Source organism: Sphingobium sp. SJ10-10 (genome assembly GCF_036038995.2).
Lineage (GTDB): Bacteria > Pseudomonadota > Alphaproteobacteria > Sphingomonadales > Sphingomonadaceae > Sphingobium.
Genome location: NZ_CP158132.1, coordinates 2,526,565 through 2,548,763, shown reverse-complemented (window position 1 = coordinate 2,548,763; position 22,199 = coordinate 2,526,565). Strand labels below are relative to the sequence as shown.

Here is a 22,199-nt window from a genome sequence, read left to right as displayed (position 1 = left end):
GACTATGGGCCGCCCTTCGCGATATTCGGAAGGACCGCCCGGCTAACTAGGGCTGCCGTGGCTGTCCGTAATCGTCGCGCTGAAGAAGGAGACGAAAATGCCCAAGCTCAAGACCAAGAGCGGTGTGAAGAAGCGCTTCAAGTTCACCGCTTCCGGCAAGGTCAAGCACGGCGTCGCTGGCAAGCGTCACCGCCTGATCAGCCACAACGCCAAGTATATCCGCCAGAACCGCGGCACCTCGGTCATGTCCGACGCCGACGTGGCACATGTGCGCCTCTGGGCGCCCTACGGCCTGAAGTAAGGAGTAGAGGCACATGGCACGCGTAAAACGTGGTACGACCACCAAGGCGAAGCATAAGAGGATTCTGGATCAGGCGAAGGGCTATTATGGCCGTCGCAAGAACACGATCCGTATCGCTCGCCAGGCCGTCGAAAAGGCCGGCCAGTACGCTTATCGCGACCGCAAGGTCAAGAAGCGGACCTTCCGTGGCCTGTGGATCCAGCGCATCAACGCTGGCGTCCGCGCCGAGGGTCTGACCTATTCGCAGTTCATGCACGGCCTGAAGCTGGCCGGCGTGGAGCTGGACCGCAAGGTTCTGGCCGACATTGCGATGCACGAAGGCGAGGCGTTTAGCGCCATCATCGCCCAGGCAAAGGCTGCGCTGCCCGCGGCCTGAGCCGGATCGGTCGCAAGATCGTCCAAAGGGGCGCCGGGGCAGATGCCTTCGGCGCCCTTTTTCGTTTCTGCCTTTTTCGGAGGCTTGATCCCATGTCGCTGCATGTCTGGTGGTTGTACGTCACGGCGGTTTTCCTGATCTCGGCCACGCCGGGACCGAACATGCTGCATGTGATGACGCAGAGCATTCACCATGGGCCGCGACGGGCCATCGCCACCATGGCGGGGCTGATGAGCGCGATCCTGCTCTGCCTGATCGCTTCGGCGCTGGGGTTGGGGGCGTTGCTGAAGGCCTCGCCTCGACTGTTCGACGGGCTGCGCTATGCGGGGGTCGCCTATCTGCTCTGGCTGGGCGTCAAGGCTTGGTGTGCGCCGGTGGGCGAAGCGGGCGAGATCGGCGCCACGCGGGCGCGGTCGCTGCGGGCGCTCTATGGGACCGGGCTGTTGACGGGATTGTCCAACCCCAAGCTCATCATCTTCGCCGCCGCGCTGTTTCCGCAGTTCATCGATACGGACCGGCCCTTTGCGGTGCAGTTGGCGATATTGGTGATGAGCTTCGTCGCGATCGAGTTCGGCTGGCAGTGCGTCTATGCGCTGGGCGGGGTGAAGCTCGCCCGCTGGCTGACGCCCGCGAACCGGCAGCGGCTGTTCAACCGAGGGACGGGGCTGATGTTCATCGGTTTCGGTGGGGCGCTGCTGGGCGCGCGGGCTTAATCGTCATTCCCGCGAAGGCGGGAATCCATCTCCGGACTGGCCATGCAACGCGACTTCGATCCGACAGTTTACATTTTGGCCAGTCATAAGAATGGCACGCTGTACATCGGAGCCACTTCAAACCTCATTCAACGGCTGCATCGGCATCGTTCCGGCTTGATTGATGGCTTCACAAAAGACTACGGCGTGCACCGGCTGGTCTGGTTCGAGAGCGGCGGTTCGATGGAAGAGGCGATCCGGCGCGAGAAGCAGATCAAGAAGTGGAACAGGCAGTGGAAGATCGACCTGATCGAGCGGGATAATCCCGAATGGCGTGATTTCGCTCTCGATTTGGGTTTTGAGGCTTTGGAGAGTCGGCGCATCGATTGAGCGCCTTGGAATTTGGATAGTGCGGGAGATGGGTTCCCGCCTTCGCGGGAACGACTTTAAGATGAGTGAGATTGCCAATCTGAAAGCCGGCCTGATCGCCGACATCGAGGCTGCGGACACGCTGGAGGCGCTGGAAGCGCTGCGTGTGGGCGCCATGGGCAAGAATGGAGTGGTGACGGGGCTGCTCAAGACCCTTGGGCCGATGAGTCCGGAAGAGAGGCTGGAGAAAGGCCCGCCGATACAGGACTTGCGCGAGAGCGTGACAGCGGCGCTGACGGAGAAGAAGGCGGCGCTGGAGCAAGCGGCGCTTGATGCGAAGCTGGCCGCCGAGAAGATCGACATGACGCTGCCTGCTGAGCTGGGTGCGCAGGGGTCGGTTCATCCCGTCAGCCAGGTGATGGACGAACTGGCGGAGATTTTCGCGGACCTGGGGTTCTCCGTGGCGACCGGGCCGGAGATTGAGGACGACTGGCATAATTTCACCGCGCTCAACATCCCGGAGACGCATCCGGCGCGGGCGATGCATGACACCTTCTATTTCCCCGACGCTGAGGACGGGAAAAAGATGCTGCTGCGCACCCACACCTCCCCGGTGCAGATCCGCACGATGATGAACGGGGAGCCCCCGATCCGTATCATTGCGCCGGGCCGGGTCTATCGCTCGGACTCGGACGCGACGCATACGCCGATGTTCCATCAGATCGAGGGGCTGGTGATCGACAAGGGGATCACGCTCGGTCATCTGAAGTGGACGCTGGAAACCTTCTTGAAGGCTTTCTTCGAGCGCGACGATATCGTGCTGCGGCTGCGGCCGAGCTATTTCCCCTTCACCGAGCCGTCGGTCGAAGTGGACGTCGGCTATACGCTGACCAACGGCCAGCGGGTGATCGGCGGCGACGGCGATGCGCCGGGTGGCGGCTGGCTGGAAGTGCTGGGCAGCGGCATGGTCAACCGCCGCGTGATCGAGGCGTGCGGACTGGACCCGGATGAATGGCAGGGCTTTGCCTTCGGCACCGGCGTCGACCGGCTGGCGATGCTGAAATATGGGATGAACGACTTGCGCGCTTTCTTCGACGGCGATCTGCGCTGGCTGAAACATTATGGCTTCTCCGCGCTGGATGTTCCGACGCTCAGCGGAGGAGTGGGCGCATGAAGTTCACGCTGAGCTGGCTCAAGACGCATCTCAAGACCGATGCCGACCTGCCGACGATCCTTAAAGGTCTGACGAACATCGGGCTTGAGGTCGAGGGTGTCGAAAATCCGGCGGAGAAACTGGCCCCCTTCCGCATCGCCAGGGTGCTGACCGCCGATCCGCATCCGCAGGCCGACAAGTTGCAGGTGCTCACCGTGGATGCGGGCGACGGCGCGTTGCAGGTCGTGTGCGGCGCGCCCAATGCCCGCGCGGGCTTGGTCGGCGTGTTCGGGACTGAGGGCGCGGTGGTGCCGGTCAACCGTATGGTGCTGAAAAAAACGGCCATTCGCGGGGTCGAATCCAACGGCATGATGTGCTCGTTCCGCGAACTGGAACTGGGCGAGGATCATGATGGGATCATCGAGCTGAACCCGGATGCGCCTGTGGGCCAGGTCTATGCGCAATGGGCTGGCCTCGACGATCCGGTGATCGACGTGTCGATCACGCCGAACCGGCAGGACTGCATGGGCGTGCGCGGCATTGCGCGCGATCTGGCGGCGGCGGGGCTGGGCACGCTGAACGCCATCGTCGTGCCGATCGTTGAGGGCGTCGGGCCGGGGCCGGATGTGCGGGTCGAGGATGCGGATGGCTGTCCGGCCTTCTTTGCGCGAACGGTCAAGGGCGTGACGAACGGTACTTCGCCCGAATGGATGGCGAAGCGGTTGAAGGCCATCGGGCAGAAGCCGATCAGCACCTTGGTCGACATCACCAATTACATCATGATCGACCTGGGGCGGCCTTTGCACGTCTATGATATGGCGACGCTCAAGGGGCCGCTGGTGGCGCGCAAGGGTCGTCCCGGCGAGCAGGTGCTGGCGCTGAACGGCAAGAGCTACACCGTCGACGAGACGATGACCGTGATCGCGGACGATGAAGCCGTGCACGACATTGGCGGCATCATGGGCGGCGAGCATTCGGGCGCGCAGGACGGCACGACCGATGTGCTGATCGAATGCGCCTATTTCACGCCGGAGCGGATCGCGGTGACGGGGCAGAAGCTGGCGCTGACCAGCGATGCGCGTGGGCGGTTCGAGCGCGGGGTGGACCCGGCTTTCCTGGACGATGGCCTGTCGATCGCGACCGATCTGGTGGTGAAGCTGTGCGGCGGCACGCCGAGCGAGGCGACGCGGGCGGGTTCGCCGCCGGTGGCAAACAAGACCGTGACCTATGAGCCGTCGCAATGCCTGGCGCTGGCGGGGGTCGACGTGCCCGAGGATAAGCAGAAGCGCATCCTCGAAAGCCTGGGTTTCGGGATCACCGGCAATGATTCCACCTTCGAATATCAGGACGGCGTGCCGGTGACGACGCCGGCCAACTGGACCGTCAGCGTGCCAAGCTGGCGCCGCGATGTCGACGGCTGGCCCGACATTGTCGAGGAAGTGGTGCGCATCGTCGGGCTGGATCAGGTGCCCTCCACCCCCTTGCCTCGCGCGCCCGGCGTCGCCAAGCCGACCGCCACGCCCGAACAGAATGTCGAACGGCGCGTGCGCCGGACGGCGGCGGCGCGGGGGCTGGCCGAAGCGATCAACTGGTCCTTCATTTCGGAGAAGGAAGCGGCATCGGTCGGTGGCGGCGACTGGACGGCAGCATGGGTTTTGGCCAATCCGATTTCCGAAGACCTCAAGGTCATGCGGCCTTCGCTGCTGCCCGGCCTGCTGTCGGCCACACGGCGGAACATGGATCGCGGCGCGGCTTCGGTGCGGCTGTTTGAGCTGGGGCGGCGATACTTTGCCGATAAGGAGCGGGCGACGGTCGGCTTCGTGCTGGCGCGTGAGAAGATTGCGCGCGGTTGGCAGACGGGTAAAGCACAAGCCTTCCAAGCTGGTGATGCGAAAGCGGAAGCCTTGGCACTGCTCGCCGCAGCCGGTGCGCCGGTGGCGAATTTGCAGAGCTTCGGGGATGCGTCGGGCGCCTATCATCCAGGCCAGTCGGGCACATTGCGGCTGGGGCCGAAGGTGTTTCTGGCCGAATTCGGGGTGCTGCATCCCAGCCTCGCCAAGCAGTTCGGGCTGACCGGCGCGGTGGTCGCGGGCGAGATCTTCCTCGACGCTATCCCGGCCAAGCGGGCCAGCGGCTTCATGCGCGCGCCATATGCGCCGCCCGCGTTGCAGGCGGTGAAGCGTGACTTCGCCTTCGTCATCGATCAGGCGGTCGAGGCCGATGCGCTGGTACGTGCAGTCAAGGGCGCGGACAAGAAAGCCATTGTCGATGCGCGGCTGTTCGACGTCTTCGTGGGCCCAGGCGTGGAAGAGGGCAAGAAGAGTCTCGCCATCGAAATCACCCTGCAACCGGGCGAAAAGAGCTTCTCCCAGGAGGAGCTGGACGCGATCAGCGCAGCGGTGGTGAAGGCGGCCGAGAAGCTGGGCGGCAGTCTGAGGGGGTAATATGAATCGGTCGGCTTGGTGTAAAAGCATGCTGCTGTTTTGGGCGATATGCTGCTTGGGCCAAGCGGTTAGCGCTTCGTCATCCGCGCTGGTCGTGAGGATTCAGAGGAATGACTATCCTCCAGAAGCGCTGATAAACGGGCTTGCCGGTGATATTCCGATCCGGGTGCGGGTTGAGCCGGATGGCCAAGTGCGGTGCGAAGTAATGGCCAACGAAGGGCCGGAAATATTACGCAAGCCAAGTTGCTCTCTCGTTGCACATAGATGGCCCTTTTCGCCTGCTTTGGACGCGAACGGAAAACCGGAATCCGTTGATATCCCTCTCGTTGTGAGATGGGCGAGGATGAGCAACGGGCCGGCGGCAAAAGACAGCGCCGATGCTCTGGGTTTCGGAGGAGCAACGCCAATTTCACCGGAGAATTGGCTTGACACATTATATCAAGAAAGACCGGCTTTGGCGGCTTTCCAGGGTAGGGACGTGCTGATTGGCTTCATTGTCACTACCGCCGGTCGGATGCACAATTGCCTTGTCGAAGATAGGGCCAGAGCTTCGTTCTTTACTGAACAGCTATGCCCCGTTCTCGAAAGGCATGCTTTGCTCTTGCCCGCCATCGACAGCGAAGGCCGCGCCATACCGACCAGAGGAACGATCCGATTCACTTTTGGGTGAACGGGCTGGAAAGGCACGCCGCGCATGAAGCTGTTCGCCGGGGTTGACGGAAAAGCACGGCTCGCCGGACTCTTCATTCTCGGCGCGATGGCTGCCCGCATCCTTGGCGATGCGGTGGCGCGGGCGGCGCTGGTCGTGCCCGGCAATGGGCGGGAGACGGCGCGCAATATCGCGGATTATCCCTGGCTCTATCGGATCGGGGAAGCCGCCGATGTCGTCGTGTTGTGCGGGATGGCCGTGGCGACGGCGCTGCTTTACGCGCTGTTCGCGCCTGTTGCGCGCAATCTGGCGCGGGTGGCGGCTTTGATGTCGCTGACCGGGATTGCCACATTGGCCGCGAGCAGCCTCATGACCATGGCGCCGCCGGTCCTGCTCGACAGCGCGCCGCATCCAGGGATCGGCATGGCGGAAGTGCATTCGCTGGTGCAGATTTTCCTTGCGCTGGGGCAAGCCGTGCAGGGGATCGGACGCATCTTCATCGGGCTTTATCTGCTGCTGATCGGCTTGCTTGCCTTTCGATCGGGGCGGCTGCCCAAAGCCGTCGGCGTCGGGCTGGCGCTGGGCGGTTTCATCCAGATGGCGGTGCGATCGGTCGCGCTGATCGCGCCTGACCTGGCCGATGCGACGGTGATCCAGGCGGACATCGTCGCGTTGCTGGCCGAAGCGGTATTTGCGCTATGGCTGCTTATTTCCGGGGCGCATCCTCGGCATTTTCCTGCGGAGTCGGCGGCGGGCTCATGATCTTGCAACCCCGTTCGGCCGCAATCCCGCGCAGATAGCCGCGCCGGGCTATGCCGGCGGTGACGGCGGCCTCCAGACGGCGCTCGGCGGGGGCGGCGCCGCTGATCTCCCGCACCAGGCCGCGAAAGGGGATGATCGAATTGACGATCGTCTTGCCGACGGCCTCCGCGATCTTGCCGGTGCGGTTTTCATTGGCCTTTTGACCGACAGTGAAGTCGGGACCGAGGACGGCGTTCAGTTCGTCCAGCGACGCCTTGAGGTTCTTGCAGCTACGCGATGCTGGGCGTCCATAAGGGTCTTCGACCGCCCTTTGCAGGACTTGGGGAATCTTATCCTTGTCGATGCCGACATCCCGCGCCGGTTGCGTGGCGATGCTGCCGGCTTTTTTGAGGGTGTCGTCCTTCTTCTCCTGCACCTGCGCCGGAGCGGCAGTCGAAAAAAGCAGCGGCGCAGCCACGAATATCCATTTCATCCCTTTTTCTCCCTGACTTTCAAACCTTTAAGATAGGGCGTGGTTCCCGGCCTGCTTCGCCGCTATGCCGGGGCGTGGCAATGGGAGATTCTTGGCGCATGGCGGACGAATTCATCACCATCGGTTCAGACGGCCTGAGCGCCAGCGTCCATCCCCTCGGCGCGGAGCTTTGGTCGCTCAAGGACAGCCAAGGGCGCGAGTTGATGACCGATGCCGATCCGCGCTGGTGGGCGGGGCATGCGCCGTTGCTCTTTCCCTTTGTCGGGCGATCGCGAGGCGACGTTTATCGTTTCGAGGGGCAGGACTATCCGATGCCGCAGCATGGCTTTGCGCGGCTGAGAAATTTTGCAGCGGTGGAGCGGAACGCCGATGCCGTGACCTTCCGGCTGGAGGCGGATGCGGAGACGCGGGCGGTCTATCCCTTCGATTTCCGGATGGACATGCGCTTTGCGATCGAAGGTTGGACGCTGCGGATGGCCGCCATCATATCGAATGAGGGTCAGGCCGACATGCCCTTTTCCTTCGGCTATCATCCGGCCTTCGCCTGGCCGCTGCCCTATGGCGGCGCGGTGGAAGAGCATCGGGTGCTGTTCGAGAAGGCCGAACCCGCGCCGATCCGCAAAGTGGGCGAGGAGCCGGGGCTGATTGCGCTGGAGAATGTGGCGACCCCGGTGGAGGGGAATGTGCTCGCGCCGACCCATGCGATGTTCGAGGCGGACGCGTTGATCTGGGACCGGCTGGAGAGCCGCAGCCTGTTCTGGGGCGTGCCGGGGCGGACGGGGTTGAAGATCGACTTTCCCGATACGCCCTGGCTGGGGCTGTGGCAGAGGCCGGGCGCGCATTATCTTTGCGTTGAGCCCTGGGCGGGGATGGCCGATCCGGTCGGCTTTTCCGGCGATGTGTGGGAAAAGCAGGGGATCATGCGGCTCAGGCCGGGGACGGAGCGGGCATTCCGGATGGATGTGACGGTGGTCGAGCGCTGAATTGGGGATTTCGTAATCCTGCCTCCGCAGGAGCACGATCCACTTCAACTCACTGGACGTCATCGAGCGTCAGTGAGACACTCCCTCCACCCATTCAGGGAAGGGAGTCTCCCATGGCGCTCGATATCCTCGTCCTTTACGGCTCCTATCGGCGGGGCCGCCTCGGCATCCGCCTGGCCGATTATCTGATCAACGGCTTTCAGGCTCTGGATCACAAAGCCGAACTCATCGACGCAAAGGCGATCGGTCTGCCGATGCTCGACCTGCGCTACAGCGACTATCCGCCCGGCGAAGCGCCCGCCGCCATGACGGCGCTCTCGCAGCGCCTCAAGGCTGCGGACGCCTTCGTCTTCGTCGCGGGCGAATATAATCGCGGCGTCCAGCCGGGGCTCAAGAACCTGACCGACCATTTCCTCAAGGAATTCGATCGCCGGCCCGCGGGCATCGCCAGCTATTCCATGGGCCGCTATGCCGGCGTCAACAGCCATGCCGCCTGGACGGTGACGCTGAACGCCATGGGCATGACCGTCATCCCCGAGCGCCTCAGCGTCGGCCAGATCGGGGATACGCTGGACGCCGAAGCCCGCCCCCATGGCGAAAGCGGCGCCGCGCTGGAACGCGGCTTCGCCAGTTTCGCCCGGAGCCTGGTCTATTGGGCCGAGGCGGTGAAGAAGGCCTAAAGGGGAGTGGCGTGACGTCTTAGCTGCGCTTTTCTTCCTCCACCATGTCCGACGCCAGTTCCAGCCCGGCGCGGCCATGCGCGGGCGTGTGCGACGGCGCCTTGGGATGGGCCACATATTCCGGTTCCTCGACCTCCAGCATGCCTTCCCATTTGGTGATGACGGAGGTGGCGATGGCATTGCCCAGCACGTTTGTCGCGGTGCGGCCCATGTCCATGAAATGGTCGACGGCCAGAATGAAGGCCACGCCCTCCACCGGCAGGTCGAACTGCCCCAGCGTCGCCGCCACGACGACGAGTGAAGCGCGGGGAACGGCGGCGATGCCCTTGCTGGTGACCATCAGCACCAGCAGGATCGTGATCTGCGTCGCGATCGGCAGGTCGATGCCATAGGCCTGCGCGATGAAGATGGTGGCGAAGGTCGAATACATCATCGACCCGTCCAGATTGAAGCTGTAGCCCAGCGGCAGCACGAAGCTGTAGATCCGCCGCGGCACGCCGAAGCGGTCGAGCTGCTCCAGCATCTTGGGGTAGGCCGCCTCCGACGAGGCGGTCGAGAAAGCGATCAATATCGGCTCGCGGACATATCGGATCAGCTTCACCATCCGCTTGCCCAGGAAGATCGATCCCGCCGCGAACAGCAGCACCCACAGCGCGATCAGCGACAGGTAGAATTCGCCCACCAGCTCACCGAAGGTCTTGAGCACGCCCAGGCCTTCGGTCGTCACCACCGACGCGAGCGCCCCGAACACGGCGAAGGGGGCCACGCGCATGACATAGCCGGTGACCTGCAGCATCAGTTCGACCATCGCCTCGATCACGGTGACGATCGGCTTGCCCTTCTCCCCGATGGCGGTCAGCGCGATGCCCACGAACAGGGAGAAGACGACGATCTGCAGGATCGAATTTTCCGCCATGGCCCCGACCATGGAGGTCGGGAAGACATGCAGCACGAAATCCTGGAAATTGAGCGCTTCGGTATTGACCCCCGCATCCGCGCCGGATCGCACGAGGTTGAGTCCCTCGCCCGGCGCGAAGAAATTGACGAAGATGAGGCCCAGGGTCAGCGAGATCAGGCTGGCGATGATGAACCAGGCAAGCGCGCGCCCGCCGATCCGCCCCAGCGCCGCGCTGTCGCCCATATGGGCGATGCCCGCGACCAGCGTGGAAAAGACCAGCGGCGCGATGATCATCTTGATCAGATGCAGGAAGATGTCGGCCAGCAGATGATAATAGCCTGCCACATCCTTGGCCAAGCTCTTGTCGCCGCCCGCCCAGATATTGGTGGCGAAGCCCACGATCACCCCCAGAACCATGCCCGTCAGGATGAACGCCGTCAGTCGATTTCGCATCTCGTTCCTTTAACCGGCACGTGGGCGCGCCGCATTCATGGTCTGTCCTGCAAGGCGGCCACACCTAACAGGCACCCGCAGCGCCCGCAATCGGAGGCGCCCCGAGCCGTCATCGCATTAAACGAATGAAGGATCATATTCCGCGCCCATCCCGCGCCCAAATCCATGCCCTCAGGGGTAGAGCAGCCCCTCGCGCCAGCCGTCGGCGGTCCGCTCGAACAGGCGGCGCTCATGCAGGCGATGTTCGCGATCCTGCCAGAATTCGATGTGTTCGGGGGCAACGCGGAAGCCCGACCAGTGGGGCGGACGCGGCACCGGCCCGCCTTCGAACCGCAGGCTGACTTCCTCATACCGCGCCATGAACACATCGCGCGATTCCAGCGGGCGCGACTGGTCGGACGCCCAGGCGCCCAATTGGCTGTCGCGGCTGCGCGTGGCGAAATAGGCGTCGGCGGTGGCGTCGTCCACCGGGCCCACTGGTCCTTCGATACGGACCTGCCGCCGCAACGACTTCCAGTGGAACAGCAGCGCCGCATGGGGATTGGCGTGCAGTTCCTCCGCCTTGCGCCCCTCGAAATTGGTGTAGAAGATGAAGCCGTCGGGTCCATGCCCCTTCAGCAGCACCATCCGCAGCGAGGGCCGACCGCGCGCGTCGGCGGTGGCGAGCGCCATGGCGTTGCTATCGTTGATCTCGGTTTCGCGCGCCTCGACATACCAGGCATCGAACAGGTCGAAGGGATTGGTCATGCGCGGTGATGTACCCCCCTCATAAAGCCGTGTCGATAAGGCTTTACCACGCTTGAACGATCCCGCGCCTTTCGCCACATAGAATGCGAACGGGTTTTTCTTCGAACAAGGATGCATGAACGGCGATGGCTGCTGATCCCTACTCCATTTTGGGCGTCGCGCGCGGCGCGAGCGAGGCAGAGGTCAAGTCCGCCTATCGCAAGCTGGCCAAGGAACTGCATCCCGACCGGAACAAGGACAATCCCAAGGCGGCGGAGAAATTTTCCGCCGTTACCAGCGCCTATGACCTGCTGTCGGACAAGGACAAGCGCGCGCGCTTCGACCGGGGCGAGATTGACGGGGAAGGCAATCCGACCTCGCCCTTCGGCTTCGGCGGCGGGGGGGCAGGGGGCTTCCGTGGCCGGCCGGGACAGGGCGGCGGCTTCGAATTCCAGGAAGGCGGCGGGGATTTCGGGGATATTTTCGAAGGCCTGTTCGGTGGCGGCGCGGGACGCCGGGGCGGAGGGGGCGGGGGCTTTGGCGGCTTTGGCCGTGGGGCGCCGCCGCAAAAGGGCGCCAACGTCACCTATCGCCTGGCCGTCCAGTTCGTCGACGCCGCCACGCTCGCGCCGCAGCGGATCACGCTTCAGGACGGCAAGACCATCGACCTGAAACTGCCCGCGGGGGTCGAGACGGGCACGCAGATGCGGCTTTCCGGCAAGGGCCAGCAAGGCTCCGGCGGCGCGGGCGACGCGATCGTCACGATCGAGGTCAAGCCGCACGCCTTCTTCACCCGCGACGGCGACAATGTGCTGCTGGACCTGCCGATCACGCTCGACGAGGCGGTGAAGGGGGCGAAGGTCAAGGTTCCCACGGTCGATGGCCCGGTGATGCTGGGCGTGCCTGCGGGCGCATCCTCCGGCAAGACGCTGCGCCTGCGCGGCAAGGGCTTTACCGGCAAGAACGGCGGCCAGCGCGGCGACCAGCTCGTCACTTTGCTGATCGATGTGCCCGCCGACGATCCGGCGATCAAGGCGCTGGTCGAAGGCTGGCAGGACAGCCGCGCCGTGCGGACCCATCTCGGCGTCTAGGGTGTTAGAGGGGGATGCCGCAGCCTTCGCCTTATTCCCCCGAATCCCGCCGCCAGCGGCTTGCCGACGAAGCCCGCGCCCATTTCAACCGCCATATCGATCGGGTGCGTCCGGGCAGCCATGCCTTTGAAATCGCCAAGCGCGTGGCCGTCGGCACCTATAGCGACGGTTTCATTCATGCCGGGAACCTCGCCTATCTCTCGCTGATGACGCTGTTCCCCTTCTTCATCGTGGCGGCGGCGGTGGCGAGCATCTTCGGCCATTCGCAGGACGGGCTGGCGGCGGTCGGCGCCTTTCTGGCAACCGTGCCGCCGGGGGTTGCCGACGTGGTGCGCCAGCCGATCATCGACGTGCTGAACGCGCGCACGGGGCCATTGCTCTGGTTGGGCGGGCTGGTCGGGCTGTGGACGGTCGGCAGCCTGATCGAGACGATCCGCGATATCCTTCGCCGCGCCTATGGCACGAAAAGCACGCGGCCCTTCTGGCATTATCGGCTGACCGCCATCGGCATCACCCTGATCAGCGTCTTCGCGGTGATGTTCGCCTTCTCGATGCAGGTCATCATCACCGGCATCGACCAGTTCCTGCACCAGATCCTGCCCTTTGCCGACGAGGCGATCCAGATCGTCGCCTTCACCAAGCTGGTGCCGATGGCGATATTGTGCGTCGCGCTCTATTATCTCTATGTCTCGCTGACTCCCAGCCTGTACAAGGATCCGCGCTTCCCCAAATGGCCCGGCGCCATCGCCACGGCCCTGTGGTGGTATGGCGTCACATTGTTGCTGCCGGCCACGCTTTCGCTACTGGGCGGCTATGACATGACCTATGGCAGCCTGGCCGGCGTGATGATCACGCTCATTTTCTTCTTCCTTGTCGGGCTTGGCGTGGTAATTGGCGCGGAATTGAATGCGGCGCTGGCGGAGTTCCCGGAAGAGGAAGCCGAAGCCGCCGCGCAGGTCGACAAAGGGAATGGGACGACGAGATGACAGGCTTGATGGCGGGAAAACGCGGTCTGATCATGGGGCTGGCGAATGACAAGTCGCTGGCCTGGGGTATTTCGAAGGCGCTGCATGCGCAGGGTGCGGAACTGGCCTTCTCCTATCAGGGCGAAGCGCTCGCCAAGCGGGTGCGGCCGCTGGCGGAGGAACTGGGTTCCGATTTCCTGATCGACTGCGACGTGTCGGACATGGAAAAGCTCGATGGCGCCTTCGACGAGGTCAGGGCGCGCTGGGGCAAGCTGGATTTCGTGGTCCACGCCATCGGTTTTTCCGACAAGAATGAGCTGCGCGGCAAATATGTCGACACCAGCCTGGAAAATTTCCTGCTGACGATGAACATCTCGGCCTACAGCTTCGTCGCCGTCGCCAGGCGCGCGCGAGAATTGATGGCGGAGGGCGGCAGCCTGCTGACGCTGAGCTATTATGGCGCGGAAAAGGTCATCCCGCATTATAACGTCATGGGCGTGGCCAAGGCAGCGCTGGAAACCAGCGTCAAATATCTGGCGATGGACCTGGGCCCGGAAAATATCCGTGTCAACGCCATCTCCGCCGGTCCGATCAAGACGCTGGCGGCGAGCGGCATCGGGGATTTCCGCTACATCATGAAGTGGAACGAGCTGAACAGCCCGCTCCGCCGCAATGTGACGATCGAGGATGTGGGCGGCGCGGGCCTGTACCTGCTGTCCGATCTGGCATCGGGCGTGACCGGCGAAGTCCACCATGTCGATGCGGGCTACAATGTCATCGGTATGAAGGCCGAGGATGCGCCCGACATCGCACTGGACAAATGAGTCCATTGCTCATCTCCATGGCAATGACGGTTGCTCAGCCGGATGCTCCCGTTTCGCTATGCGGGCGTGAAGCCATATCTCTCCAGCTTTTTTCCCAGGCACTGGATGATGCGGTGGCGAAGCGAACCATGGTGCGTATGGATGAGGCCGGCCTGCGGATCTATAATCTGGATGAGCGGTCCATCCCGATGCCCCGGACCCGTATCTGGATGGGGACCTCCGCAAAGGACAAGGCGCATCCGGCCATTGCCTGCTATGATTATCATTATGGAACCGATGGTCTCGAGATCACGACGGACTTCCGCTGTGATGGAGAGGCTGCCGCCTGTGCAGCGCTCGCTGAGCGTTTGAAGATCAAAAAGGATCCAGGCTGATGTCGTTTAACAGCTTCGGCCGCGTCTTCCGCTTCTCGACCTGGGGCGAATCCCACGGTCCCGCCATTGGCGCGATGGTCGACGGCTGCCCTCCGGGCCTGCCTCTGTCCGAAGCCGACATCCAGCCTTTCCTCGACAAGCGCAAACCGGGCACGTCGAAATTCACCACCCAGCGCCGCGAACCGGACGAGGTGCGCATTCTCTCCGGCGTGTTCGAAGGCAAGACCACCGGCACCCCGATCAGCCTGATGATCGAGAATACCGACCAGCGCTCCAAGGATTATTCGGAGGTCGCCAAGGCCTATCGTCCCGGCCATGCCGACTATGCCTATGACGCCAAATATGGCTTTCGCGACTATCGCGGCGGCGGGCGTTCCTCGGCGCGTGAAACCGCCAGCCGGGTCGCGGCGGGCGCGGTGGCGCGGCTCGTTATCCCCGATGTCGACATCTTCGCCTATGTCAGCGAGATCGGCGGCGACGCCATCGACCATGCCCGCTTCGATGCGAGCGAGATCGACAACAACCCCTTTTTCTGCCCCGACCCGGAAGCGGCGAAGCGCTGGGAAAAGCTGGTCGATGATGCCCGGAAGGACGGCTCGTCGCTCGGCGCGGTGGTCGAATGCATCGCCAGCGGCGTCCCGGCTGGTTGGGGCGCGCCGCTCTATGCCAAGCTCGACAGCGAACTCGCCGCCGCGATGATGAGCATCAATGCGGTCAAGGGTGTGGAGATCGGTGACGGTTTCGCCGCCGCCCGCCTGCGCGGGGAGCAGAATGCCGATCCGATGCGGCCGGGCAATGACGGCAATCCGGTCTTCCTCGCCAATCATGCGGGCGGCATTGCGGGCGGCATCTCAACGGGGCAACCCATCAAGATTCGCATCGCCTTCAAGCCTACCAGCTCGATCCTGATCCCGGTCGAAACCGTCACCCGCGAAGGGGGTGCGTCGGACATCATCACCAAGGGCCGCCATGACCCCTGCGTCGGCATTCGCGGCGTGCCGGTGGTTGAAGCGATGATGGCGCTGGTGCTGGCGGACCAGAAACTCCTTCACCGGGCCCAGTGCGGCGAGGACTGAACGCGTCGAATGGAGCCATAATTCGGGCAAAGGCGCGATTCCCGCGAGACGACTCGCCCAATCTACGGTAACATCCCCGGCATGGATCGCCCGCGGGAGGGCGAGCGGCAGTGCGTAAGCCTGGGGAGCGCCATTCCTCTGCAACCTTCGGGTTCAGCATGGATTGACGGTCAAAACGTCCCCTTCAGCCGCGAACACGGGCCAGCCATCTTGCATGGCTGGCCCATTTCGTTTTTCGATTGCGGGCGGATGGGTCTGCGCATGCACGGCACTCAAGACCAGTTCCGCCCGATCGGCCCTGTCCCGGCGCCGATCGCAACGGCATGATGACGGGAAAATGCCAAAGGATCGCCCGTGACCAGCCTGCCCTTCATCCAGGTCGACGCTTTTGCCGACGCCCCCTTCACCGGCAATCCGGCTGCTGTCATGCCGCTCGGCCAATGGCTGGACGACGCCACGCTTCAGGCGATCGCGGCGGAAAACAATCTTTCCGAAACCGCCTTCACCATGCTCACGCCTGATGATCCGGATGCAGATTACGCGCTGCGCTGGTTCACCCCCGCCGTGGAGGTCAAGCTTTGCGGCCACGCCACGCTGGCGAGCGGCCATGTGCTGATGGGCGGCCGCACCGCCGTGCGTTTCCGCACGACTCATGCGGGGGTGCTCACCGTATCGCGCGACCGCGACGGCTATGCGCTCTCGCTCCCCGCCTGGACGACCGAGCCCAAGCCGTTGCCGGACCTTGCCATGGCCATGGGTGGCGATGTCCTCGAAACCCATTGGCGGGAGGGCGGCTATGCGATCTTCGTCTATAGCGACGCCGCTGCGATCCGGGCGCTGCAACCCGATTTCGCTGCGCTCAAGCAGGCGGGAGACATCCTCCTCATCGCCACCGCGCCCAGCGAGGACAGCGACATCATCAGCCGGGTCTTCGCGCCCGGCGCGGGCATAGACGAGGATCCCGTCACCGGCTCGGCCCATTGCCTGCTCACACCTTATTGGGTCAAGCGCCTCGACAAGAGCGGGCTTACCGCATTTCAGGCGTCCAGGCGCGGTGGTCGCCTGACCTGCCGCCTGTCCGGCAACCGGGTGATCCTGACCGGGGCTTGCCGGACGGTGATAGAGGGCAATTTCCTGCTTTAGCGTGGCTGCAATCACGAGATCCCAGCGAAAGCTGGGATGACGGACGGAAGCTCCACCTTCAACGCGAATAAAGTCCGACTAGCTTCGCCAGCCCCGCCTTCAGGGCATCGCGCTGCTCTTTGCCGGGCGACATGCCCAGCCGCACCACGGTCAGGCGCTGCGAAGGCGACACAAGAATATATTGCCCATCATGCCCCACGCAGCCGAACAGGCTCCGCGGCGCCCGCCCCGGCATCAGCGCGCTTTCCTCGCTATCCCGGTTGAGCCACAGATGCGCCCCATAAGCCGCATTGCGCGGCGATGGCGCGCGCATAAAGTCGATCCACTTTTCCGGCACGATCTGGTGCCCCACCACCCCGCGCCCATGGTTGCGCAGCAGCTCCCCGAAGCGCGCATAATCCCGCGCCGTCATATGCATGAAGCTGCCTCCGATCATCGTGCCCGCCGCATCATATTCGACGGTCAGGCTGTCGAGGCGCGCCGGAATCTTCAGCCGCCCGTCGATGAACATCTGCATCGCCCGCCGCCGCGCATCGGGGTCGGCGCTGTTGGTCAGCATCCGCGCCATCAGGTCGGTGAGGATGATCGTGCTGCCGGTCGAATAGGAGAAGACCGACCCCGGCGCATGGGCGAGCGGCTTGGCCCCCGCAAAGGCGCCCATATCCTGCGCGCCGTCGGTGAACAGCATCCGCACCGTATCGGCCTGCGCCACCGGCTCCGCATCCTCGACATGATCCAGGCCGGAGGTCATGGCCAGCAACTGCCGCAGGGTGATTCGTCCCCTTGGATCGCCCGGCTGGCCCCAGGCCGCCACCGGCACCGGCGAATCGAGCGCCAGCCGCCCGTCGGACACCATCAGCCCGATCAGCACCGCCGTCACGCTCTTGGCGGTGGACCAGGACGGCAGCCGGGTCTGCGGCTCATAGCCCGGCGCATAGCGCTCGGCCACGATCTCCCCATCGTGCATGACGACCAATGCCCGCGTCTCGCCAACCGAATCGTCGAACAGCGGATCGATGGCTGCACCCAGCGCCGCCGCATCCACATCCGAATCGCCTGCTATGTGGACGACCGGCTCTGGCCCGGCGGCGCGCACGGTCCACAGGCCGGCCACCGCCAGTGCGGCCAACATGCCGCCAATCGCGCCAAGGCGCTTTACGCTTTCCCGCTCAAGCCTCATAAGCCGCGGCCTTAGCACGGAGCGCGGGAAAGGGGAGTATGTCCGGTCGCCGGAAATGGATTTATGGGGCTTTGGCGGTGGCTCTGTTGCCGCTGGCGCTGTTTGCGTGGAACTGGAGCGACCTGCGCGCCCATGCCCAGGTCGGCGCGGGCTTCGGCGCGCGTGTCACCTGCTCCTGCCGCTATGTCGAGGGCCGCTCAATGGAGAGCTGCAAGGGCGACAAGGAACCCGGCATGTGGGCCGTGTCGTTGAAGGACTTGCCTGAATCGCAATCGGTCAACGCGGCGGTTCCCCTGCTTGCCTCCCGTACGGCGCGTTATCGCCAGGGCTGGGGCTGTTTGCTGGAGCCCTAGACTCAGACCCTTGGGCTGGCCCTCTGCCGATTGAGCCGCTAGAGCCATCCCGCATGCGTCCCGACATCCCGACCCTCCTCCACGACGTTTTCGGTTTTCCCGGCTTCAGGGGCGTGCAGGAACAGGTGGTCAGCCGCATCATGGCGGGCCAGCCGACGCTCGCGATCATGCCGACCGGCGCGGGCAAGTCGCTCTGCTACCAGCTTCCTGCCGTCGCGCTCGACGGCTGCTGCGTCGTCGTGTCCCCCTTGATCGCGCTGATGCACGACCAGCTTCGCGCCGCGCAGGCAGTCGGCATCCGCGCCGCCAGCCTCACCAGCGTCGACGCCGACTGGCGCGAGACGCAGGACCGGCTGCGCAATGGCGATCTCGACCTGCTCTATGTCGCGCCCGAACGCGCCAGCGGGGAGGGGTTCCGCAACCTCCTGCGCAGCGCCAAAATCGCTCTCTTCGCCATAGACGAGGCCCATTGCGTCTCCGAATGGGGCCATGATTTCCGCCCGGACTATCGCCTGCTGCGTCCGTTGCTGGATGAATTTCCGGATGTCCCGCGCCTTGCGCTCACCGCCACCGCCGACCATCACACCCGCGACGATATCCTGGTCCAATTGGGAATCCCCCGCGACGGCCTGATCATCGCGGGCTTCGACCGTCCGAACATCCGCTACGCCGTCCACCCCCGCGACGGTTTGCCACGCCAGCTCTCCGACCTGATCGCCAGCCGGACCGGCCCCGGCATCGTCTATGCGCCCACCCGTGCCGCGACCGAGAAACTGGCCGAGACTCTCGCCAAGACGGGCCGCCCGACCCGCGCCTATCATGCCGGGCTGGAGCCCCAGCTCCGCGCCGCCAATCAGGCCGCCTTCATCGCCAGCGAGGATATGGTGATGATCGCGACCATCGCCTTCGGCATGGGTATCGACAAGCCCGACGTCCGCTTCGTCGCCCATGCGGCGCTGCCCAAGTCGATCGAAGGCTATTATCAGGAATCCGGCCGCGCAGGCCGCGACGGCGAACCCGCCGAAGCGCATCTTTTCTGGGGCGCCGACGATTTCGCGCGCGCCCGGCAAAGGATTGGGGAACTCGACCCTCTCCGCCAGCAGGGCGAGCGCGTCCGCATCACGGCGCTGGGCGGGCTGGTCGAAACCGGCACCTGCCGCCGCGCCATATTGCTCCGCCATTTTGGCGAGAATCCTCCGCCGGGCTGCGGCAATTGCGACAATTGCCTCAATCCGCCGCCCAGCATCGACGCGACCCAGACCGCCCGCAAATTCCTGTCCGCCGTCTATCGCACCGGCCAGAGCTTCGGTGTCGGCCATATCGAGCAGGTGCTGACCGGTGCCGTCAGCGACAAGATTCGCGAGCGCGGCCATGACAAGATCTCGGTCTATGGCATCGTCGACGGCGAGGAGACGGCGCTGCTCCGTCCCGTCTCCCGCGCGCTGTTGGTTCGCGATGCGCTCCAGACGAACGAACATGGCGGCCTGGAATTCGGCCCCAATGCCCGCCCGATTCTGCGCGGCGAGGAAGAGGTCAGCCTGGTCCTTCCGCCCCGCAAGGAACGCCGCCGCAAGAACGCCCGCAACGGCAGCGCCGAGAACCCCGTGGGCGATCCGCTGTTCGACGCCCTGCGCGCCTGCCGTCGCGAACTGGCGCAGGAAGCGGGCGTGCCGCCCTATGTCGTCTTCCACGATTCGACCCTGCGCGAAATGGCGGAGCAGCGGCCCACCACGCTCACCGAACTGGGCCACATCAGCGGCGTGGGCCAGCGCAAGCTCGACGCCTATGGCGATGCGTTTCTGGCGGCGATCCGGTCTTATCTTTGACCGGAAAGTAAGGGATAGGAGCATGGCATTTTACAGCCTTATCCCTTGAAACGCTCGCTTCTTAGGAGCATGGCACGTCCGAAGAAGGAGTCCCGCCCATGTTCCGCCAGCTCACGCCTAATCTCTACGTTGCCCCGCAGATAAGCGTCGATCAGGTGGCGGAGGCCAAGGCGCTGGGCGTGACGATGATCGTCAACAACCGCCCCGACGACGAGGAACCGGGCCAGACCAACGGCGCGGAAATCGAAGCCGCCGCCAAGGCCGCTGGAATCGCTTATGCCGCCGTCCCGGTCGCCCATGGCGGCTTCGCCCCATGGCAGCTCGACGGCATGGCCGCCGCGCTCGAACAGGCGGGCGAAGGCAAGGTGTTGGCCTATTGCCGTTCCGGCACGCGCAGTACTCTGCTCTGGGCGCTGACCCGCGCTCGCGCGGGCGATCACCCCGCCGCCCTCACCGAACAGGCCGCGTCGGCTGGCTATGACGTCGCCCCGGTCCGCCAGATCATGGACGCGCTCGCCGCCGGTTGATGGCTTCCACAGCGGAAACCTATGACGCCATCGTCCTGGGCGCTGGCGGCGCCGGCCTCATGTGCGCGGCCATGGCGGGCCAGCGGGGCAAGCGCGTCCTCGTCATCGACCATGCCGACCAGCCGGGAAAGAAAATCCTGATTTCCGGCGGCGGCCGCTGCAACTTCACCAATATCCACACCGCGCCCGACCGCTATCTGTCGGCCAATCCGCATTTCGCCAAATCGGCGCTGGGCCGTTACACCGCGCAGGATTTCCTCACGCTTGTCGAACGCCATGGCATCGCCTGGCATGAAAAGACGCTGGGCCAGCTTTTCTGCGACCAAAGCGCGCGCCAGATCGTCGCCATGCTGCTGGCCGAATGCGAAGCGGGCGGCGTCGCGATCCGGCTCGACCAAGCCATTTCCTCCGTCACCCACGCCGACGGCCGTTACAGCGTCACCCATAGCGACAGCACCGCCACGGCCCCCGCACTCGTCATCGCCACCGGCGGCCCCTCCATCCCGAAGATCGGCGCGACCGCCTTCGCCTACGACCTTGCCCGCCAATTTGGTCTGAAGGTCGTGGAGCCTCGACCGGCGCTCGTCCCCTTGACCCTGGGCGGCGAAGACCTGCTTTTCCGCTCGCTTTCGGGGGTCTCGACCGAAGTCATCGCCCGCCATGGCAAGACCACCTTCCGTGAAGCCGCGCTGCTCACCCATCGGGGTCTGTCCGGCCCGGCGATTCTGCAGATTTCCTCCTATTGGCGGCATGGGGAAGCCATCACCCTCGACTTCCTGCCCGACCGGCCGCAAGGCTGGTTGACGGAGGCGAAGCGGAGCAAACCCCGCGCCACGGTGACGCAATCCTTGCGCGGTCACCTGCCCGATCGCCTGGCCGATGCCCTGGCGGAGCGGCTCGCGCTTCCCGGCGATCTCGGCAATATCCCGGACCGCAAGCTCCAGGACGCCGAACGCCGCCTCTCGGCCTGGTCCTTCACCCCCAATGGCACGGAAGGCTTCGCTAAGGCGGAAGTCACCATCGGGGGCATCTCGACCGCCGGATTGTCTTCGCAGACGATGGAGGCGCGGCACCTCCCGGGCCTTTACGCCATAGGCGAAGCGGTCGACGTCACCGGCTGGCTGGGCGGGTATAATTTCCAATGGGCATGGGCAAGCGGCTGGGTGGCGGGCCAGTTTATTTAGGGCCAATCGACATTCAGCCCTGACGGCCTGCAAATGGCGCTTTTCCGTGCTTCCGGTGCTCACGTACTTTTAGTACGCTGCGCTCCGGGTCACGAAAAACCACCATTTTCGGCACGTCATCATCTGAATGTCGATTGGCCCTAGCGAAACCGGCTCACCCAAAAAAAGCCCCGGCGCAAGGGGACGCCGGGGCCACAAAGAGGGATGTCCCGGCGGAAGGGGGGAGGAGAGCCGGGACAAGAACGAAATAGGAAAGTCTTTTTCCGTTTCAAGATGCTACGGAGAATATTCTCGAACAGGATTCTTCACGGCGTTGCTTTCCGCTCGAAAGGGTCGACATCCGCGCCGACGGAGCCGCGCCGAGGGCCATCAGGGCTGCGTTGATCATCTGCCGGTGCGCATCACTTCCCTTGGCCACATCGCGCCAGTCCTGCCCGGTCATCGATCCATGGCTGTCCTGCCAGATCTTGGAAGCGACCGAGTCCACCTCATCGTCGGTGGGCCGTCGCTGTTCGGCCAAACATTCCATCAAGAGGGCGTGGAAAATCCTTCCCGCAAAGGGCTTCGCAACAGGCATAAGGCCTCCTCTCCGACGGTATTTTCTTTGTTTCCGTAGGGGAAATTGGATGGCTGCCTGAGTCGAGTCAAGCCATTCCCAACCCGCTATCGCAGGAAATTGTCTGTGTGTCCGGTAGTTT

At 64.2% G+C, this 22,199-nt stretch carries 25 protein-coding genes; 20 read left to right on the top strand and 5 right to left on the bottom strand.

Annotation, left to right across the window (positions count from 1 at the left end):
* The first annotated feature begins 97 nt into the window (after positions 1-97).
* From rpmI to VVT58_RS12345, 8 genes are all read left to right on the top strand, one after another.
* Positions 98-301, top strand: coding sequence for a 50S ribosomal protein L35 (gene rpmI / locus VVT58_RS12380; RefSeq protein WP_007689506.1), 204 nt, complete (start codon positions 98-100; stop codon positions 299-301).
* Between the two features lie 13 nt (positions 302-314).
* Complete coding sequence (rplT, locus tag VVT58_RS12375; protein WP_007689504.1) at positions 315-677, top strand: 50S ribosomal protein L20; 363 nt, start codon at positions 315-317, stop codon at positions 675-677.
* Positions 678-769: 92 nt separating this feature from the next.
* Entirely contained in the window at positions 770-1,390 is a 621-nt protein-coding gene (locus tag VVT58_RS12370; RefSeq protein WP_066560932.1) for a LysE family translocator, read from the top strand.
* 42 nt (positions 1,391-1,432) lie between these two features.
* Positions 1,433-1,759 (top strand): GIY-YIG nuclease family protein, encoded by a 327-nt coding sequence (locus VVT58_RS12365; RefSeq protein ID WP_087575256.1) that lies wholly within the window; start codon positions 1,433-1,435, stop codon positions 1,757-1,759.
* A 61-nt stretch (positions 1,760-1,820) separates the two neighbouring features.
* Positions 1,821-2,912 (top strand): phenylalanine--tRNA ligase subunit alpha, encoded by a 1,092-nt coding sequence (gene pheS, locus VVT58_RS12360; protein WP_066560926.1) that lies wholly within the window; start codon positions 1,821-1,823, stop codon positions 2,910-2,912.
* Positions 2,909-5,335: a phenylalanine--tRNA ligase subunit beta gene (gene pheT, locus VVT58_RS12355; RefSeq protein ID WP_327752816.1), complete on the top strand. Its 2,427-nt coding sequence runs from the start codon at positions 2,909-2,911 to the stop codon at positions 5,333-5,335. The genes pheS and pheT overlap by 4 nt, the downstream gene beginning before the upstream one ends.
* Position 5,336: 1 nt before the next feature.
* Complete coding sequence (locus tag VVT58_RS12350; RefSeq protein ID WP_351999984.1) at positions 5,337-6,005, top strand: energy transducer TonB; 669 nt, start codon at positions 5,337-5,339, stop codon at positions 6,003-6,005.
* 24 nt (positions 6,006-6,029) lie between these two features.
* Positions 6,030-6,746, top strand: coding sequence for a DUF4386 domain-containing protein (locus tag VVT58_RS12345; protein WP_066560919.1), 717 nt, complete (start codon positions 6,030-6,032; stop codon positions 6,744-6,746).
* Here the strand turns inward: VVT58_RS12345 and VVT58_RS12340 are convergent.
* Positions 6,691-7,218, bottom strand: a complete 528-nt coding sequence (locus tag VVT58_RS12340; protein WP_087575246.1) for a hypothetical protein — start codon at positions 7,216-7,218, stop codon at positions 6,691-6,693. The genes VVT58_RS12345 and VVT58_RS12340 overlap by 56 nt on opposite strands.
* Positions 7,219-7,316: 98 nt before the next feature.
* Between VVT58_RS12340 and VVT58_RS12335 the strand changes: the two genes are divergently transcribed.
* Positions 7,317-8,201 carry an aldose 1-epimerase family protein gene (locus VVT58_RS12335; protein WP_087575247.1) on the top strand — a complete coding sequence of 295 codons (885 nt, stop codon included), beginning with the start codon at positions 7,317-7,319 and terminating at the stop codon, positions 8,199-8,201.
* Between the two features lie 113 nt (positions 8,202-8,314).
* Positions 8,315-8,881 carry an NADPH-dependent FMN reductase gene (locus VVT58_RS12330; protein WP_087575248.1) on the top strand — a complete coding sequence of 189 codons (567 nt, stop codon included), beginning with the start codon at positions 8,315-8,317 and terminating at the stop codon, positions 8,879-8,881.
* Positions 8,882-8,900: 19 nt separating this feature from the next.
* Here VVT58_RS12330 and VVT58_RS12325 read toward each other — a convergent pair whose 3' ends face one another.
* A complete protein-coding gene (locus tag VVT58_RS12325) occupies positions 8,901-10,232 on the bottom strand; it encodes a dicarboxylate/amino acid:cation symporter (RefSeq protein WP_087575249.1) in 1,332 nt (443 codons plus the stop codon).
* Between the two features lie 171 nt (positions 10,233-10,403).
* Entirely contained in the window at positions 10,404-10,979 is a 576-nt protein-coding gene (gene pdxH / locus VVT58_RS12320) for a pyridoxamine 5'-phosphate oxidase (protein ID WP_327752818.1), read from the bottom strand.
* 125 nt (positions 10,980-11,104) lie between these two features.
* Here pdxH and VVT58_RS12315 point away from each other — a divergent pair, with 125 nt between their 5' ends.
* The 6 genes from VVT58_RS12315 (at position 11,105) to VVT58_RS12290 (ending at position 16,431) form a co-directional block, all read left to right on the top strand.
* Positions 11,105-12,049, top strand: a complete 945-nt coding sequence (locus VVT58_RS12315; protein ID WP_066560888.1) for a DnaJ C-terminal domain-containing protein — start codon at positions 11,105-11,107, stop codon at positions 12,047-12,049.
* Positions 12,050-12,063: 14 nt separating this feature from the next.
* On the top strand, positions 12,064-13,035 hold the full coding sequence (locus VVT58_RS12310; protein ID WP_327752819.1) for a YihY/virulence factor BrkB family protein: 972 nt from the start codon (positions 12,064-12,066) through the stop codon (positions 13,033-13,035).
* Positions 13,032-13,838: an enoyl-ACP reductase FabI gene (gene fabI / locus VVT58_RS12305; protein WP_327752820.1), complete on the top strand. Its 807-nt coding sequence runs from the start codon at positions 13,032-13,034 to the stop codon at positions 13,836-13,838. Before VVT58_RS12310 ends, fabI begins: the two co-directional genes overlap by 4 nt.
* A gap of 128 nt (positions 13,839-13,966) precedes the next feature.
* Positions 13,967-14,212: a hypothetical protein gene (locus VVT58_RS12300; protein WP_351999982.1), complete on the top strand. Its 246-nt coding sequence runs from the start codon at positions 13,967-13,969 to the stop codon at positions 14,210-14,212.
* On the top strand, positions 14,212-15,288 hold the full coding sequence (aroC, locus tag VVT58_RS12295; RefSeq protein WP_327752822.1) for a chorismate synthase: 1,077 nt from the start codon (positions 14,212-14,214) through the stop codon (positions 15,286-15,288). Before VVT58_RS12300 ends, aroC begins: the two co-directional genes overlap by 1 nt.
* A 354-nt stretch (positions 15,289-15,642) precedes the next feature.
* Positions 15,643-16,431 (top strand): PhzF family phenazine biosynthesis protein, encoded by a 789-nt coding sequence (locus VVT58_RS12290; RefSeq protein ID WP_327752823.1) that lies wholly within the window; start codon positions 15,643-15,645, stop codon positions 16,429-16,431.
* A 58-nt stretch (positions 16,432-16,489) separates the two neighbouring features.
* Here VVT58_RS12290 and VVT58_RS12285 read toward each other — a convergent pair whose 3' ends face one another.
* Positions 16,490-17,611, bottom strand: a complete 1,122-nt coding sequence (locus VVT58_RS12285; protein WP_327752824.1) for a serine hydrolase — start codon at positions 17,609-17,611, stop codon at positions 16,490-16,492.
* A gap of 38 nt (positions 17,612-17,649) precedes the next feature.
* Here VVT58_RS12285 and VVT58_RS12280 point away from each other — a divergent pair, with 38 nt between their 5' ends.
* The 4 genes from VVT58_RS12280 to VVT58_RS12265 all read left to right on the top strand — a co-directional run bounded on the left by VVT58_RS12280 (position 17,650) and on the right by VVT58_RS12265 (position 21,501).
* Positions 17,650-17,964 (top strand): hypothetical protein, encoded by a 315-nt coding sequence (locus VVT58_RS12280; RefSeq protein WP_066560866.1) that lies wholly within the window; start codon positions 17,650-17,652, stop codon positions 17,962-17,964.
* A gap of 53 nt (positions 17,965-18,017) precedes the next feature.
* Positions 18,018-19,790, top strand: a complete 1,773-nt coding sequence (gene recQ / locus VVT58_RS12275) for a DNA helicase RecQ (protein WP_087575253.1) — start codon at positions 18,018-18,020, stop codon at positions 19,788-19,790.
* Between the two features lie 98 nt (positions 19,791-19,888).
* Positions 19,889-20,317, top strand: coding sequence for a TIGR01244 family sulfur transferase (locus VVT58_RS12270; protein ID WP_087575254.1), 429 nt, complete (start codon positions 19,889-19,891; stop codon positions 20,315-20,317).
* Entirely contained in the window at positions 20,317-21,501 is a 1,185-nt protein-coding gene (locus VVT58_RS12265; protein ID WP_087575255.1) for an NAD(P)/FAD-dependent oxidoreductase, read from the top strand. Before VVT58_RS12270 ends, VVT58_RS12265 begins: the two co-directional genes overlap by 1 nt.
* A gap of 268 nt (positions 21,502-21,769) precedes the next feature.
* Here VVT58_RS12265 and VVT58_RS12260 read toward each other — a convergent pair whose 3' ends face one another.
* The gene (locus tag VVT58_RS12260; protein ID WP_087574691.1) at positions 21,770-22,078 is read right to left on the bottom strand and encodes a hypothetical protein; all 309 of its coding nucleotides are present in this window, start codon (positions 22,076-22,078) and stop codon (positions 21,770-21,772) included.
* Between the last annotated feature and the right edge of the window lie 121 nt (positions 22,079-22,199).

Bases quoted from the DNA above. Each gene is read 5' to 3' on its own strand.
- aroC (WP_327752822.1), top strand. From the start codon at position 14,212: ATGTCGTTTAACAGCTTCGGCCGCGTCTTCCGCTTCTCGACCTGGGGC.
- VVT58_RS12300 (WP_351999982.1), top strand. From the start codon at position 13,967: ATGGTGCGTATGGATGAGGCCGGCCTGCGGATCTATAATCTGGATGAG.
- fabI (WP_327752820.1), top strand. From the start codon at position 13,032: ATGACAGGCTTGATGGCGGGAAAACGCGGTCTGATCATGGGGCTGGCG.
- rplT (WP_007689504.1), top strand. From the start codon at position 315: ATGGCACGCGTAAAACGTGGTACGACCACCAAGGCGAAGCATAAGAGG.
- VVT58_RS12365 (WP_087575256.1), top strand. From the start codon at position 1,433: ATGCAACGCGACTTCGATCCGACAGTTTACATTTTGGCCAGTCATAAG.
- VVT58_RS12370 (WP_066560932.1), top strand. From the start codon at position 770: ATGTCGCTGCATGTCTGGTGGTTGTACGTCACGGCGGTTTTCCTGATC.
- VVT58_RS12350 (WP_351999984.1), top strand. From the start codon at position 5,337: ATGAATCGGTCGGCTTGGTGTAAAAGCATGCTGCTGTTTTGGGCGATA.
- VVT58_RS12330 (WP_087575248.1), top strand. From the start codon at position 8,315: ATGGCGCTCGATATCCTCGTCCTTTACGGCTCCTATCGGCGGGGCCGC.
- pheS (WP_066560926.1), top strand. From the start codon at position 1,821: ATGAGTGAGATTGCCAATCTGAAAGCCGGCCTGATCGCCGACATCGAG.
- rpmI (WP_007689506.1), top strand. From the start codon at position 98: ATGCCCAAGCTCAAGACCAAGAGCGGTGTGAAGAAGCGCTTCAAGTTC.
- VVT58_RS12335 (WP_087575247.1), top strand. From the start codon at position 7,317: ATGGCGGACGAATTCATCACCATCGGTTCAGACGGCCTGAGCGCCAGC.
- VVT58_RS12315 (WP_066560888.1), top strand. From the start codon at position 11,105: ATGGCTGCTGATCCCTACTCCATTTTGGGCGTCGCGCGCGGCGCGAGC.
- VVT58_RS12280 (WP_066560866.1), top strand. From the start codon at position 17,650: ATGTCCGGTCGCCGGAAATGGATTTATGGGGCTTTGGCGGTGGCTCTG.
- recQ (WP_087575253.1), top strand. From the start codon at position 18,018: ATGCGTCCCGACATCCCGACCCTCCTCCACGACGTTTTCGGTTTTCCC.
- pheT (WP_327752816.1), top strand. From the start codon at position 2,909: ATGAAGTTCACGCTGAGCTGGCTCAAGACGCATCTCAAGACCGATGCC.
- VVT58_RS12345 (WP_066560919.1), top strand. From the start codon at position 6,030: ATGAAGCTGTTCGCCGGGGTTGACGGAAAAGCACGGCTCGCCGGACTC.
- VVT58_RS12340 (WP_087575246.1), bottom strand. From the start codon at position 7,218: ATGAAATGGATATTCGTGGCTGCGCCGCTGCTTTTTTCGACTGCCGCT.
- pdxH (WP_327752818.1), bottom strand. From the start codon at position 10,979: ATGACCAATCCCTTCGACCTGTTCGATGCCTGGTATGTCGAGGCGCGC.
- VVT58_RS12270 (WP_087575254.1), top strand. From the start codon at position 19,889: ATGTTCCGCCAGCTCACGCCTAATCTCTACGTTGCCCCGCAGATAAGC.
- VVT58_RS12310 (WP_327752819.1), top strand. From the start codon at position 12,064: ATGCCGCAGCCTTCGCCTTATTCCCCCGAATCCCGCCGCCAGCGGCTT.
- VVT58_RS12265 (WP_087575255.1), top strand. From the start codon at position 20,317: ATGGCTTCCACAGCGGAAACCTATGACGCCATCGTCCTGGGCGCTGGC.
- VVT58_RS12325 (WP_087575249.1), bottom strand. From the start codon at position 10,232: ATGCGAAATCGACTGACGGCGTTCATCCTGACGGGCATGGTTCTGGGG.
- VVT58_RS12285 (WP_327752824.1), bottom strand. From the start codon at position 17,611: ATGAGGCTTGAGCGGGAAAGCGTAAAGCGCCTTGGCGCGATTGGCGGC.
- VVT58_RS12260 (WP_087574691.1), bottom strand. From the start codon at position 22,078: ATGCCTGTTGCGAAGCCCTTTGCGGGAAGGATTTTCCACGCCCTCTTG.